Raw genomic sequence first — 15,749 nt, forward strand, 5'->3', positions numbered from 1 at the left:
ATAACACAGACTAAGGCATCACTTTGCGTCATTGCTAAGTATAAGATAACAAAATGATACTATGCAATAATTCCGCTTCACGCTTTCCTGCATCTTTTCATTTTTATGCGAATCCGATATTATAGCATAGCCGAAAAATCCTTTTCTTTTAAAAGCAAGTAAGGCTGCCTCTTTTAGAGAAGCAGCCTTACTTGTATTACATGATATCAGCTTTATATGATCACCACTTATAATTAATACCGAAGCTCAATAATTCTTTTACTTGGAAATAGCTATCACCTGAAGTTGGCTTACTACTATCGTCAAAACGGGCATGTATATAAAGTTTGGTCGACAAATAACGGTTCAACACAAAGTTGAATGTATTTTCCCATTCAATACGCACCCATTCATAACTTGTCAGATAGTCCAGACGAGAATCTAACGTAATGGATGGAATGATTTGCCAGAACAAAGTGGGCTGTACCTGCGAACCAAAATTATGGCGCACCGTCTTACCTTTCTCCAAACCAAAATCCACTTCATTCACTTCCTTATTACCCACATAACGCATAGTCCACGTCAACGGAGCTATAAAAACAGACAAATTAAACTTTTTCTTCTTCAACTTATAGTCCATACCGATACTGGCAGACCAATCTGCCGGAGCCAGGAATGCCGATACCAAAGGTTCCTTATTGGCTTTATATCCATGACAGAACTGTGTCTTGAATTCCGTCGAAATCGTATAGTACCAATTAGACGCTGCCTGAACACCTAACTTACTGTATAGACGGAGTTGGTCCGTGTTGACCAAATAATCATGAAATTCATCAGAGGGCGCTGAAGAAAATCCTAATTTGGCATCCAACAAACTTTCCCATTGAATCTTTTCACGGTCATTATAATTAGCAAACAGTTGCAAGTTGGCCAGTACAGAATTCGTACTCTCACCCCCTTTATACCAGTTATCCGAAATATAATTCTGAGTAATCTGCAAAGAACCATTTCCGCCTGTTACCCACCAGTTAGGTTTACGGATAACCACTTCCGCATCTTCTTTCACTTCCGCCATGCTTTCCTGAGTGAATAATTTCATCACAGAAGGTTTTGAAGATGCTTCTTTTTCTATATTATCCTTGAATACCTTTACCTGCATAATATTATCTTCCCATGCGACGATCTTATGCAGATCATCATTAACATAAAGATAAAGCAAAGCACGATCCACTGTTTCATTCGCACGTTCCTTCGAAGTGAAGCGGGCTTCATCAAATGGCAAAAGTTCTTTCACTGGCAATTCGAGCGTATCAAAAGGTTCAAACTTCCAATTCAATGTAGAAACACGCTTTATAGGAGAATTATAATATGTAAATGGCTTAAGAAACAGACGGTAGTAATTGGGATTATCAGGAATGTAACGTTCAGGAGTAGACGGATCATTCAGATAGTTTAATACTCCAAAATACTTCTCATGCAGTATGGATACTGTGTCCAACCTGAGAGTATCATTCACCGGTTTCAACTTTAAGACAAAATATTGCTTCATCACATCCGACAAGGTATCCACTTGTGCGGCAGCCGGTTCCTCTCCGGCCTTTAAGACAGTCTTTACTGAATTCTGCGCCACTATCGACGAAGAAAAAAGCGCAGCAACTGCCCATAAAGATAAGTATCTATTCTTCATAACGCCCTAAAATCTATGTTTTGACTGCAAAAGTAATTTAAAATGTTTAGAAAACATAGAAAAGGGAGAGAAAAAGAAAACGTGTTTTTTTAATAATTGTTTCGCCGAAACTTTATGTACTTCCTCTTTTTTTTGTAATTTTGCGCTTTTTAAGTCTCACCTGTAGACAGGTAGGTACACAAATGTGTACATCGACCAAACAAAACAATAATATTAAAACAGTATAGCTGTGGGAGAAACAAAGTATATTTTCGTCACTGGTGGCGTTGCCTCATCATTAGGTAAAGGCATCATCGCCTCATCCATCGGTAAATTGCTACAAGCAAGAGGTTACAAAGTAACCATTCAGAAGTTTGACCCGTATATCAATATTGACCCGGGCACTTTAAACCCCTACGAACACGGAGAATGTTATGTGACTGTAGACGGACATGAAGCTGACCTCGACTTAGGTCATTACGAACGTTTTCTTGGGATCCAGACTACTAAAGCCAATAACATCACAACCGGACGTATCTATAAAAGCGTTATCGACAAAGAGCGCCGTGGTGATTATTTAGGTAAGACCATCCAGGTCATCCCTCACATCACGGACGAAATTAAACGAAACGTGAAGTTGCTGGGTAACAAATATAAATTCGATTTTGTAATTACAGAAATCGGCGGTACGGTGGGTGACATCGAATCTTTACCGTATCTGGAAAGTATCCGTCAGTTGAAATGGGAATTGGGACGTGACGCTTTGTGCGTACACCTTACTTATGTACCTTACCTCACTGCAGCCGGTGAATTGAAAACCAAGCCGACACAACACTCCGTAAAAGAATTGCAGAGTGCAGGTATACAGCCGGATATATTGGTATTGCGTACAGAACACGAATTGGGCACCAACCTGCGTAAAAAAGTAGCATTATTCTGTAATGTAGATGAAAACGCAGTAGTACAGAGCATCGATGCTCCTACCATCTACGAAGTGCCTATTCTGATGCAGGCTCAGAAACTGGATGAAACGATATTGAAGAAAATGGGACTGCCCGTAGGAGACACACCGGGACTGGGTCCGTGGCGTGCTTTCCTCGAACGTCGCCATAAAGCGGAAAATACAGAACCGCTGCACATTGCATTAGTCGGCAAATATGACTTACAGGATGCTTACAAATCCATTCGCGAAGCCTTGTCACAAGCTGGTACATACAATGACCGCAAGGTATCCGTAGACTTTGTGAACAGTGAAAAGCTGACAGAAGAAAATGTAGCGGAAGCACTGAAAGGCATGGCAGGTGTATTGATAGGTCCGGGATTCGGTGAACGTGGTATTTCCGGTAAGTTCGTGGCTATCAAATATGCACGCACACATGATATTCCGACTTTCGGTATTTGCCTGGGAATGCAATGTATCGCCATTGAATTCGCACGCAACGTGCTGGGATATACCGATGCAGATTCACGCGAAATGAACGAAAAGACTCCGCATAATGTCATCGACATTATGGAAGAGCAGAAATCCATTACAAACATGGGTGGAACAATGCGTCTGGGAGCTTACGAGTGTATCTTGCAGAAAGGCAGCAAGGCATATGAGGCTTATGGGACAGAGCACATCCAGGAGCGCCACCGCCATCGCTATGAATTCAACAATCAGTATAAAGCAGAGTACGAAGCTGCCGGCATGAAATGCGTAGGTATCAATCCGGAATCTGATTTAGTGGAAATCGTAGAAATACCGAAATTGAAGTGGTTTGTCGGAACTCAGTTCCATCCGGAGTACAGCAGTACGGTACTGAATCCTCATCCGTTGTTCGTGGCTTTCATCAAAGCATCTGTCGAAAGTTTCGAGGAGAAAGAGAAAGCAAAGAAATAAGATTATTTCAATCTTCAGATAGTAAATTGTAAATAGATAAATTGTAAATAAATTCATGGATAAAAACACCATTACAGGTCTTGTTTTAATAGCAATTTTGTTAGTCGGCTTCAGTTTTCTGAGTCGCCCCAGTAAAGAGCAATTGGAAGCACAGCAGCGTTATTATGATTCCATTGCGCTGGTACAGCAACGTGAAGAAGCACTGAAAGCCAAAGCGGATGCAGCATTAGCCAATGAAAAAGATGTGGAAACAATAGATTCTACTTCCCTCTTCTTCAATGCTCTCCAAGGAACAGATTCGCTTATTACGATTCAGAACGACGTGGCTGAGTTGACCCTCAGCACCAAAGGCGGTTCCATATTCTCCGCTGTATTGAAAGAGTATATGGAACAGGACAAGAAAACTCCTGTAACCCTATTCACCGGAAACGATGTTTCCATGAATTTCCTTTTCTATAATAAAAAGGAAACAATACAGACTAAGGACTATTACTTCACCACTGTGAACCGTACGGACAGCACCGTAACAATGCGTTTATCAGCTGACAGTGCAAGTTATATAGACTTCAAGTATGCATTGCATCCCAATACCTACCTGGTAGACTTCAGCATCGATGCTAAAGGTATGGCAGATAAATTGGCAGTAAGCAATAACTATGTAGACATCGAATGGGCACAACGCGCCCGCCAGATCGAAAAGGGTTATGTATATGAGAACCGTTTGTCTGAACTGACTTATAAGATGCTGGGAGACGGCACAGATTACTTGTCAGCCAATAAGGATGACGAAAAAGAAGTGCCCGAACGTCTGGACTGGATCGCTTTCAAAAATCAATTCTTCTCCTCGGTATTCATTGCAGACGCTGACTTTGAAAAAACGAAGTTAGTCTCCAAAATGGAAAGAGAAGGCAGCGGATATATCAAAGACTACTCCGCCGAGATGAGCACGAGCTTTGACCCGACAGGTAAACAGCCAACGCAAATGTTCTTCTATTTTGGTCCGAACCATTACAAGACGCTGACTGCGCTGGATAAGGGACGTGAAGAGAAATGGGAACTGAATCGTTTGGTTTATCTGGGTTGGCCGTTGATCCGTTGGGTCAACAAATGGTTTACCATCAATATCTTCGACTGGTTGTCCGGTTGGGGGCTAAGCATGGGTATTGTATTGTTACTGATGACCTTGATTGTAAAAGCAGTCGTATTCCCCGCTACCTGGAAAACGTATATTTCTTCTGCCAAGATGCGTGTGTTGAAACCGAAAATCGATGAGATCAATAAGAAATACCCCAAACAGGAAGATGCGATGAAAAAACAGCAGGAGGTCATGGGAATGTACAGCCAATACGGTGTGAGTCCGATGGGTGGCTGTTTGCCGATGCTGGTACAGTTCCCGGTTCTGATTGCATTGTTCATGTTCGTGCCAAGTGCTATCGAATTGCGTCAGCAGAGCTTCTTGTGGGCTGATGACCTTTCAACGTACGATGCTTTTATCAACTTCCCGTTCAACATCCCGTTCCTGGGTAGCCACCTCAGTTTATTCTGTTTGCTGATGACGGTTGTGAATATATTGAACTCTAAGTTCATGATGCAGCAACAGGATACCGGAGCCAACCCGCAGATGGCGGCGATGAAGTGGATGACGTATCTCATGCCGATTATGATGTTGTTCATCTTGAATAGTTATCCTTCAGGTCTGAACTATTACTACTTCATATCGACATTGATTAGTGTGGTGACTACTCTCATTCTGCGTAAGACTACGAATGAAGAGAAACTTCTTGCCCAATTGGAAGCCCGAAAGAAAGATCCGAAGAAAGCTAAGAAAACCGGCTTTGCCGCCCGCCTGGAGGCAATGCAGAAACAACAGGAACAGTTGTTGAAAGAAAGACAGAATAAAAAGTAAGTCTCCGCTTTTCATCACTTGATAATAATAGCCGGGCAATTGATGTAATTGTCCGGCTTTCTTTCTCTTATAACGACTATAACTATAACTCAAATGAAAACTAAATATACCAACAAACAGATTTGGATGATAGCCTATCCGATCCTCATCAGTCTGCTGATGGAGCAAATGATAGGTATGACAGACACAGCCTTCCTAGGACGGGTAGGCGAAGTAGAACTGGGAGCATCGGCCATTGCAGGTGTCTTCTATATGGTAATATTCATGGCAGCTTTCGGTTTCAGTATCGGAGCACAGATACTCATTGCCCGGCGCAACGGTGAAAAGCAATACCGGGAAATAGGCGACCTTTTCTATCAAGGAATTTACTTTCAGATAGGACTGGCGGCAGTAATGTTCCTGCTCTCCTACTTCCTTTCACCAATGATACTGAAGCGAATCGTTTCTTCCGAACACATCTATGAGGCTGCCATCAGTTATCTGAACTGGCGGGTTTTCGGAGCCTTCTTCTCATTCAGTGCAGTCATCTTCCGTGCTTTCTTCCTGGGAACTACGCAAACCAAGACACTGACACTCAATTCCATAGTCATGGTATTGAGTAACGTAGTTTTCAACTATATACTGATTTTCGGTAAATTCGGATTTCCCGCGCTCGGCATTGCAGGTGCCGCCATCGGTTCATCACTTGCAGAACTGGTTTCACTGATATTCTTTATCCTCTACACCCGCTACCGCATTGACTGCCGTAAGTTTGGACTGGACCGTATTCCGAAGTTCCGCCCGAAGATACTGAAACGAATGCTGAACATTTCCTTCTGGACCATGATACAAAACGTCTTCTCCTTGTCCACCTGGTTCTTGTTCTTCCTCTATGTGGAGCATCTGGGAGAACGGTCGCTCGCCATCACGAACATTGTCCGGAGCATATCCGGCATTCTGTTCATGGTAATGATGGCATTTGCCTCAACCTGTGGTTCATTGGTCAGCAATCTCATCGGTGCAGGAGACAAAGACTGCGTGGCAGGCACTATCCGGCAGCATATACGCATTGCATACCTGTTCACATTGCCGCTAGCACTGTTTTTTGCACTGTTCCCAAAACTTATACTGGGAATCTATACGGATATACCCGATTTACAGGATGCAGCCGTACATTCACTTTGGGTAATGTGCTCGGCATATCTGCTTCTCGTACCTGCCAATGTATATTTCCAGGCAGTATCAGGAACGGGAAACACGCGCACGGCTCTGGTCATGGAACTGATAACGCTCGTCTTCTATGTTGCCTACATCACATACATCATTCTTTACTTGAAACTTGATGTAGCTCTGTGTTGGACATCGGAAATGGTATACTCCATTTTTATACTATTACTTTGCTGGTGGTATATTAAAGGAGGACGATGGCAAGAAAAACGCATATAATTTGTATATTTGTCGCAAAATAACCGTAACGAACAACATACATGAAACAAGTAAACTTATTGCTTATGTCAGCAGCTATGACATTGGCTGCCTGCGGCGGGACAAAAGACGCAGGGCAAGCCGGAGTACCGCTTATCGAGCGGTCGGATATCCAGATTGAAGGCAAACGCATGACTCCCGAAGCTCTCTGGGCCATGGGGCGTATCGGTGGTGTAGCCGTATCCCCCGATGAAAAGCAAATTGCTTACACAGTAGCTTACTACAGTGTACCGGAGAACAAGAGTAACCGTGAAGTCTTCGTGATGAACACAGATGGAACAGGCAACAAACAAATCACCCACACTCCCTGGCAGGAAAACGAAGTGAACTGGATAAAGGGTGGCACTAAACTGGCGTTCCTTTCCAATGAAGGTGGCAGCAGTCAGTTGTGGGAAATGAATCCGGACGGCAGCGGGCGTAAACAGTTAACTCAATATGATGGTGACATCGAAGGTTATTCTTTCTCTCCCGACGGCAAGAAGTTGCTTTTCATTGCACAGGTGAAAACTAAACAAAGTACTGCGGATAAATATCCCGATCTCCCTAAAGCGACGGGTATCATCGTTACCGACCTGATGTACAAACATTGGGATGAATGGGTAACCGGTGCTCCGCATCCTTTTGTAGCCGATTTTGATGGAAACGGTATCAGCAATATAAAGGATATACTGGAAGGAGAACCTTACGAAAGCCCGATGAGACCTTGGGGTGGCATCGAGCAACTGGCATGGAGTCCTGCCGGAGACAAGGTGGCATATACGTGCCGTAAGAAGACCGGTCTGGCTTATGCCATCTCCACCAACTCGGATATTTATATCTACGATCTTGCAACCAAGAAGACAGACAATATCACCGAAGAAAACAAAGGTTATGATACAAATCCTCAGTACTCTCCCGATGGTAAATACATTGCCTGGCAGAGCATGGAACGTGACGGTTATGAAGCTGACCTAAACCGCCTCTTCATCATGAATCTGGAAACAGGTGAGAAACGTTTCGTCAGCAAGGAATTCGAATCGAACGTAGATGGTTTCTTGTGGAATAGAGACTCTAAGAGTATTTATTTCATCGGCGTCTGGCATGGTGAAACACAGATTTACAATATCGATCTTGCCGCCAACGATAAGATTACGCAGTTGACAGACGGTATGTATGATTATGCTTCCCTCGCCCTTGCAGGAGATAAAGTAATCGCTTTACGCCACTCAATGAGTATGGGTGATGAAATCTATGCCGTATCTGCCACCCGCAACGGGGATGCTTTTGACGAAGCAAAACAACTGACCTTCGAAAACAAGCGGATTTACGACCAATTGGAAATGGGTAAAGTTGAAGCTCGCTGGATGAAGACTACAGACGGCAAACAGATGCTGACATGGGTTATCTACCCGCCACAGTTTGACCCGAACAAGAAATACCCTACCCTCCTGTTCTGTGAAGGTGGTCCGCAAAGCCCCGTAAGCCAGTTCTGGAGCTATCGCTGGAATTTCCAGATTATGGCTGCCAACGACTATATCATCGTAGCTCCCAACCGCCGCGGACTTCCGGGCTTTGGAGTGGAATGGAATGAAGCCATCAGTGGTGATTACGGTGGTCAGTGCATGAAGGATTATTTCACAGCTATCGACGAGATGGCTAAAGAATCGTTTGTAGACAAGGATCGTCTGGGTTGTGTAGGCGCAAGCTTCGGTGGCTTCTCCGTTTACTGGCTCGCCGGACATCATGACAAGCGCTTCAAAGCATTCATTGCACATGATGGTATCTTCAACATGGAAATGCAGTATCTGGAAACAGAAGAGAAATGGTTTGCCAACTGGGATATGGGTGGTGCATACTGGGAAAAACAAAATCCGGTAGCCCAACGCACATTCGCCAATTCTCCGCACCAGTTTGTAGACAAATGGGATACACCTATCCTTTGTATTCATGGCGAAAAAGACTACCGTATTCTAGCCAACCAGGCAATGGCTGCTTTTGATGCTGCCGTAATGCGTGGTGTTCCTGCCGAGCTACTGATATATCCGGATGAAAATCACTGGGTATTGAAACCTCAGAATGGCATCCTCTGGCAACGCACATTCTTTGAATGGCTGGGCAAATGGTTGAAATAAAAAAACAGACGATTGAAGGCTCCTGAAACAGACCATCTGTTAGGGATAAACAGACCGTCTATTTGATACAAACAGACCATCTATTCGCAGTGAATAGATGGTCTGTTTTTTATCTCTGCATCAAGCCCTGCAATTCACGGCATAAGCGTTGTTTTACTTCTTCCATCGGCACCTCCCGTTTCAGCTCCTGTTGCAGCGAAGTTACTCCTTTATCTATGAATCCACAGGGGTTGATATAGCTGAAATATCTCAAATCGGTATTCACATTCAGCGCCAACCCGTGCATGGTAACGAAATGGCTGCTCCGCACGCCAATAGCGCATATCTTACGCGCATGCGGCGTATCTCCCTCCAACCAAACACCTGTTGCTTTCTCCAACCTCCCGGCAGTAATGCCGTAGGAGGCACATACACGGATGACCGCTTCTTCCAACAAATGTACATACTCTTTCAGCCCCAACGAGAATTCTTCGAGATTCAGGATAGGATAACATACCAGTTGTCCCGGACCATGATATGTGATATCACCTCCACGATCAATATGATAGAGCGTAGCTCCTATCTTCTGAAGTTGTTCCTCACTCAACAGCATATTACCTTCTTTGCCGCTGCGGCCTAAAGTGTATACATGCGGATGTTCGCACAAAATGATGTGATTTTCATACTCTTCCCCTGCCTGCTTGGCACGAATAAGAGTATCAAACCACTCCGTTTGCCAGGTCCATGCCTCGGCATACGGAATGATATTCCAGTCAGTTATATTCAGTTTCATGCCGACAAAGTTAAGACTTTAGGGATAAAATCGTATATTTGCCGTCAGCAAAATGAAAAAAGATGAAACATAACTTCCCACAAGTAGATTTGCCGGTCGAAATGCTGGCATGGAGAGATGTTACAGAAGATATTCTGAATCTCTATCGCCAGTCATGCCGATTGAAGGCATGCATTTTTGCGTTATGCACTGAAGGGACCATCACAGCATCCATCAATCTGATGGAGCATGAAATAAAAAAGAATGACCTGATCATTCTGATGCCGGGAACTATCTTACAGCTCAATGAGCAAAAAGAAAAGGTACGGCTTTGCTTCGTAGGTTTCTCCAGTCACTGTGTCAATGGCATTAACCTGTTGCAGGCTACGATGGGATCTTTCTCCAAAATATGGGATAATCCGATTGTAAGTGTCAGCGATTTAATAGCATCCTATTTTGTGGATTACTTCGCACTGCTGACACGCATATCACTCTCCCATCCTACCGCTACCAGCACCGCAATGGCACAAAGCGTACTCCATAGCATTTTGCTTGGAATAAACGCCCTCTATGCCAATCGCCCGCAAAGCATTCTTGCCAAAAGCCGCAAAGAGGAAATCTGCCAGAAATTCGTACAACTCGTTATTGAAAATTATATGACTGAGAGACGAGCTCAATTCTATGCCGACAAGTTGGGAATTTCATTGCAGCATCTCAGCACTACCGTAAAGCAAGTAACAGGAAGGAATGTACTCGAAATTATTTCGCATGTGGTGATTACGGACGTCAAAGCACGGTTGAAGTCCACTGATATGACTATTCAGGAAATAGCCTATTCACTGAACTTTCCCAGTGCCTCTTTCTTCGGAAAGTATTTTAAGAGGCACATGGGAATGAGTCCGTTGGAATATAGAAATAGTTAGTATCTTAAACGAAGGCTGTTCAAGACTACCGATACACTGGAAAATGCCATAGCTGCACTTGCCAACATGGGATTCAGCAATAATCCATTGATTGGATAAAGTAATCCGGCAGCAATAGGAATACCTATCAGGTTGTAAATGAATGCCCAGAACAGATTCTGATGAATCAGGCGTACCGTCTGCCGGGAGAGATTGAATGCTTTTGGCAACAGCAACAGATCCGAAGTCATAAGAGTGACCATTGCCACATCCATGGCAATGTCCGTTCCTTTACCCATGGCAATACTGACATCGGCACAAGCCAAAGCCTGTGAATCGTTAATACCATCACCTACCATAGCTACCGTCTTTCTCTGAAGTTGAAGCTGGCGTACAAACTCTTCCTTATCATCCGGCAAAGCATCGGCAATATACTGGATATTACCCAGTCGAGCGGCAACAGCGGAAGCGGTACGTTCACCGTCTCCCGTCAGCATATAAACTTCAATACCTTGGGTACGGAGTTCGCGAACAGCCTCAGCGGAAGTCGCCTTTATCTGATCTTTGATAGCAACAATCGCAAGCAATTCATCCTTGCGGCCAAAGTAAACGATGCTACAACCGTCCGACTCGTATTGAGCCAGCATTTCTCCCAAAACATCGGTCAGGGTGGCATGGTAATCTTTCAACAACTTGTGACTGCCTGTCCAATACTCAGCGCCCTGATAAGTCACTTTAATACCCTTACCGGTAATACTTTCAAAACCATCCAGAGCTGCAGGAACAATATGCTCTTGTTCTTGCAAGGCAGTGACAATGGCACCAGCCAACGGATGCTCCGATTTAAGTTCGGCAGCCAGAAGAATGTCCTTATAATGTTCTTCCTGCGGCTGTGCCCATAACCAACCGGTAACGGTAGGATGTCCTTCAGTCAATGTACCGGTCTTATCCAATACCACAACATTTACCTTTCGCATCTGTTCCAGTGCCACAGCATCTTTTATCAGAATATGATGATCGGCAGCCTTACCGATACCTACCATCAAAGCCGTAGGAGTAGCCAGTCCCAATGCACAAGGGCAAGCAATCACCAATACGGAAACCGCCGACAGCATAGCATGAGAAAGCATATCCACACCACCAAAAAACATCCAGATAAAGAATGTCAGGACAGACAAACCCAGTACGACCGGAACAAAGATACCTGTCACTTTATCTACAATACGCTGCACGGGAGCCTTACTGCCTTGCGCTTCTTGCACCATACGGATGATACGCGCCAGCACAGTTTCTCCACCTACTTTCTCGGCACGGATAATGAATGATCCTTTCTGATTAATGGTTCCGGCCAACACATGCGAGCCAATCTTCTTTTCTACCGGAATAGGCTCACCGCTTATCATGCTTTCATCTACATAAGAGTCACCTTCAGTCAGAAAACCATCCACAGGAATTTGCTCGCCGGGGCGGACGCTCACCAGATCATCGATGTTCAATTGGTCCAAAGGTACATCCAGTTCTTTACCGTCGCGTACTACACGGGCTTTCTTAGGTTGCAAACCCATCAGTTTGCGGATAGCAGTGGAAGTATTTCCCTTCGCACGTTCCTCCATGAGTTTACCTGTCAAAACAAAAGCGATGATAACCACAGCAGCTTCGTAATAGACATGAGGCTCCAATCCACGGTTATACCAGAAATCGGGGAAGAAAGTATTAAAGACGCTGAACAGGAAAGCAATGGATGTACTTAGTGCCACCAGTGTATCCATATTGCTGCGTCCCAAACGCGCTTGTTTCCAAGCACCGGTATAGAACGGTGTACCGAACAATACCAGTACAGGAATAGCAAGCACCATCTGTATCTCGTTAGAATAAAGTACATGCATGAAGACCATGGAAAGCAACAACAGGGGAACAGCAAAAATCCACGCTCCTATCACCCGCGTTTTCAGGCGGCGATAGCGTTTCTGTTGTTCTTCTTCCTGACGTTCTTCAACATGCTCTTCCTCAATGATGAGGTCATAGCCTGCAGCCAGTACGGCAGCACGAATTTCTCCGGGTGTCAGTTTGTCCGTCTCATAGGAGACAGACAGTGTATTGGAAGCAAAGTTGACCGAAGCATCTGCAACGCCCACCAACTTGCGAACTGTCTTTTCTACGTTATTGGCGCATCCCGCACAATGCATGTTCAGCACGGGAAACGTCTGTTTTTTTAAATTACCCATATAAATATTGTTTTTTAGAAGTTCTGAAAACAACAGAACACAAATTACACGAATCACACAAATGCAGGTTTCGCTACAAGCGCGAAGGAGATTCGTATAATTCGCGAAATTTGTGTTCTACCCAGTGTTATAAACAATCTCTACAGGCCGTTTGTTCGACTACTTCTTATCCTCTTGCTTCGTCTCCTTCACGAATTCGGCTTCATAGTTGAACTTCTTGAAACCGGCTTTCAGTTTGTCCACATTTGTCTTTTCAGCATCGTATGTGATAGAAACTGTTTTGGTTTTCAAGTCTGTAGAGAATTCTTTTACTCCTTTCTCAAATTTAATGTTGCTCTTCACTTTCTTTTCGCAATTCTCGCAATGCATCTGTGAAACTTTAAAGACAGCAGTACGGATGTCTTTCGCCATTACCGCCGTTACACTCAATAAAGCTACTACAAGGGCAGCCATCATTCTCTTTGTTTTCATAAATACCTCCTTATTTATTGGTTAATAATATTTAAGTTACGAGCTACTAGTTTCTTGCCAGATTAAATCTCAGCCCGATATACGCTTTCGCCCCATGCATCGGCCCCCACACCATAGTGGCATCAAAGTTTTCTCCCCACGGATTAGACGCATCGATTATCGGATTCTTCTGCTTAAAGTTCGTCAGGTTCTCACCACCGATATAAACAGACCAGCGACGGAAATAGCGCGTCACCTGTGCACTGAGTTGCTGGAAACTACCGTAGCGACGTTCCCACGAAAGACTTCCGTCGGATAGTTCGTAAGGATCGGGCATTCTTCCACCACCATTCAACTGTAAGGTAGCATCAAATTGCCACAAGCCCAGAGGAGTCTGATAAGAAGCGGTCAACAAGCCTTTATACTTACCAGTAAGCGGCTTCTCCATCAATTTACCATTATAGGTAGTTTTCGCATCCGTCAGACGGTAAGCTGCCGTCAGAGTGAAGCCTTTAAACAACGGATAATTGGCTTCTACCTGGAATACGTGCGAATAAGAACGCCCATCCAGATTGTAAAAAGCCACTTCATGCGGATTGCTGTCCATATCCACTACTACCTGTTTCAGAAAATCCGTATAGTAATATTCTGTATTCACATTCAGCGTCTTACCGAAAAGGGGAATATAAGTCGAAACACTCGCACCGTAATTCCACGCTTCCTCCTGATCCAAATGAGAAGCAATCTTCATCTTGCGGCTACTTGCCAGAAGATAGTTATTCTCCGCCAATACATGATTCGTACGATATCCCTTGCCGGCAGACACGCGGAAGTGCAGATATTCATTCGGATTATACTTGACGTGGGCACGCGGTGTCACAAAAAAGCCGTATTCACTACTGTAATCTCCCCGAATACCCCCCATCAGCATCAACTGATCGTTCAGATTGAATGTATATTGGACATAAGCTCCCGGAACAGACTCCTTCACAAATTTCTTCGTCAGCCCTTCTTCTGCCTGATTCGTCAGCCGATAGTTCAGATCGTAGCCGTCATAGTTGAAACTTAATCCGGCAGACAGGCTATGCTGTTTGCTGAGCTCCGTTTCAAACAGCAGCGAAGCATAAAAATTACTCTGATCCACATCATACAGTTTACGCCCGTAATTGGCATCCTGATTATGCAACGTTCCCTGTAAAATCAAAGCAAGATTCGTATTCTTCTCTTTGTCGAAGATATAAGCATTCTTCGTGAACGCTTCGTAACGATTTGTTTTGATACCTATTTCATACAGGTCATGCGAAGGAGTATTTCCATGTGCAATCTGACCGCTGTTTCGAGTTTCATGCAACGCCTTTATACCTGCCTGGAATACATAGTGGTCACCCATATATGCCCATCGGTTCCAGACATTATATTGCTCCACACGAGGTATATCCACAAAACCATCATCATTAGAGTCATGAGATTTCGTCTCATTCTCATAATGTGCCAACAAAGAAGTGCTCCACCGCTTCGACAATTTTACCGTAGCATCCGCATTGGCTTCGTAGCGGTTCGTACTACTGGCAAAGAGATTTGCCGACACCCAATCCGCTTCCGGCAATTGAGGCTTCTTGAATTCTACATTGATCTGTCCGGTTATGGACTCATATCCATTTTTCACGGACGAACTTCCTTTGCTGACCTGTATACTCTGCATCCACGGCCCGGGTACGTATCCTAAACCATAAGGAGCTGCCGCTCCCCGGAAATTGGGGATATTCTCGGTCATCATCTGCACATACGTACCGGAAAGTCCTAACAGCTTAATTTGTTTGGCTCCCGTAGCTGCATCCGAGTAGCTGACATCCACGGAAGGATTCGTCACAAAGCTCTCTCCCAGATTACAGCAAGCCGCACGTGTCAGTTCGGCACTACTGATCATATCTTCATTCATCACACTGGTACGCAGTTTCATAGTTCCCAGTTTGCGGGTCACTACATTTACTTCACTCAGTTCCACTCCTTCACGGAGAACAATATCAAGTTGTTGGTTTCCTTTGTCTACATGTATCGTGTCATTCTCAAAACCAATAAAACTAACCACAAGCATGTGGCTACGAGCAGGTTTATGAATGGAAAAGTTACCGTCTTCATTGGTAGTTACTCCATTGGTTGTATTCATCCAAAACACATTCGCTCCCGGAATAGGTTCTCCGGCAGCATCTTTTACGACACCTGTTACTTGCGCCTGCAAAAAATTAAAAGTAAAAAGTGAAATTAATAAGAATATATATTTCATATATCTGAATTCATTTATTAAGGGTACAAAAATAGGATATATGTCGTGCAACAAGGTTGCAAGACCATCCAGCTATCAATTTTTTAAAAGAGAACGTGCAAAGAATCTTCCATTTCGTCCGTACTATCT

10 protein-coding genes are annotated in these 15,749 nt (G+C 44.1%); 5 read left to right on the forward strand and 5 right to left on the reverse strand.

Annotated features, from left to right (window positions below):
- Nucleotides 1-220: 220 nt before the first annotated feature.
- Nucleotides 221-1,666 (reverse strand): DUF3078 domain-containing protein, encoded by a 1,446-nt coding sequence (locus VYM24_RS20385; protein WP_330940792.1) that lies wholly within the window; start codon nt 1,664-1,666, stop codon nt 221-223.
- A gap of 229 nt (nt 1,667-1,895) precedes the next feature.
- On the opposite strand from VYM24_RS20385, the gene VYM24_RS20390 reads away from it, so the two are divergent.
- The 4 genes from VYM24_RS20390 (at nt 1,896) to dpp5 (ending at nt 9,008) form a co-directional block, all read left to right on the forward strand.
- Nucleotides 1,896-3,527 carry a CTP synthase gene (locus tag VYM24_RS20390; protein ID WP_007213692.1) on the forward strand — a complete coding sequence of 544 codons (1,632 nt, stop codon included), beginning with the start codon at nt 1,896-1,898 and terminating at the stop codon, nt 3,525-3,527.
- Nucleotides 3,528-3,582: 55 nt separating this feature from the next.
- Nucleotides 3,583-5,433 (forward strand): membrane protein insertase YidC, encoded by a 1,851-nt coding sequence (gene yidC / locus VYM24_RS20395; protein ID WP_291549499.1) that lies wholly within the window; start codon nt 3,583-3,585, stop codon nt 5,431-5,433.
- Between the two features lie 93 nt (nt 5,434-5,526).
- The gene (locus VYM24_RS20400; protein WP_291549500.1) at nt 5,527-6,858 is read left to right on the forward strand and encodes an MATE family efflux transporter; all 1,332 of its coding nucleotides are present in this window, start codon (nt 5,527-5,529) and stop codon (nt 6,856-6,858) included.
- Nucleotides 6,859-6,899: 41 nt separating this feature from the next.
- Nucleotides 6,900-9,008 (forward strand): dipeptidyl-peptidase Dpp5, encoded by a 2,109-nt coding sequence (gene dpp5 / locus VYM24_RS20405; protein WP_291549501.1) that lies wholly within the window; start codon nt 6,900-6,902, stop codon nt 9,006-9,008.
- Between the two features lie 109 nt (nt 9,009-9,117).
- On the opposite strand, the gene lipB is transcribed toward dpp5, so the two are convergent.
- Complete coding sequence (gene lipB, locus VYM24_RS20410) at nt 9,118-9,780, reverse strand: lipoyl(octanoyl) transferase LipB (protein WP_291549502.1); 663 nt, start codon at nt 9,778-9,780, stop codon at nt 9,118-9,120.
- Between the two features lie 62 nt (nt 9,781-9,842).
- Between lipB and VYM24_RS20415 the strand changes: the two genes are divergently transcribed.
- On the forward strand, nt 9,843-10,682 hold the full coding sequence (locus tag VYM24_RS20415; RefSeq protein WP_291549503.1) for a helix-turn-helix domain-containing protein: 840 nt from the start codon (nt 9,843-9,845) through the stop codon (nt 10,680-10,682).
- On the opposite strand, the gene VYM24_RS20420 is transcribed toward VYM24_RS20415, so the two are convergent.
- The 3 genes from VYM24_RS20420 to VYM24_RS20430 form a co-directional block, all read right to left on the reverse strand.
- On the reverse strand, nt 10,679-12,886 hold the full coding sequence (locus VYM24_RS20420; protein ID WP_299093325.1) for a heavy metal translocating P-type ATPase: 2,208 nt from the start codon (nt 12,884-12,886) through the stop codon (nt 10,679-10,681). The two genes, VYM24_RS20415 and VYM24_RS20420, sit on opposite strands and share 4 nt — an antisense overlap.
- A 159-nt stretch (nt 12,887-13,045) precedes the next feature.
- The gene (locus tag VYM24_RS20425) at nt 13,046-13,357 is read right to left on the reverse strand and encodes a heavy-metal-associated domain-containing protein (RefSeq protein ID WP_007217939.1); all 312 of its coding nucleotides are present in this window, start codon (nt 13,355-13,357) and stop codon (nt 13,046-13,048) included.
- 46 nt (nt 13,358-13,403) lie between these two features.
- Nucleotides 13,404-15,620, reverse strand: coding sequence for a TonB-dependent receptor (locus tag VYM24_RS20430; protein WP_330940793.1), 2,217 nt, complete (start codon nt 15,618-15,620; stop codon nt 13,404-13,406).
- Between the last annotated feature and the right edge of the window lie 129 nt (nt 15,621-15,749).

It is taken from the genome of Bacteroides sp. MSB163 (genome assembly GCF_036416795.1).
GTDB classification, from domain to species: Bacteria; Bacteroidota; Bacteroidia; order Bacteroidales; family Bacteroidaceae; genus Bacteroides; species Bacteroides maternus.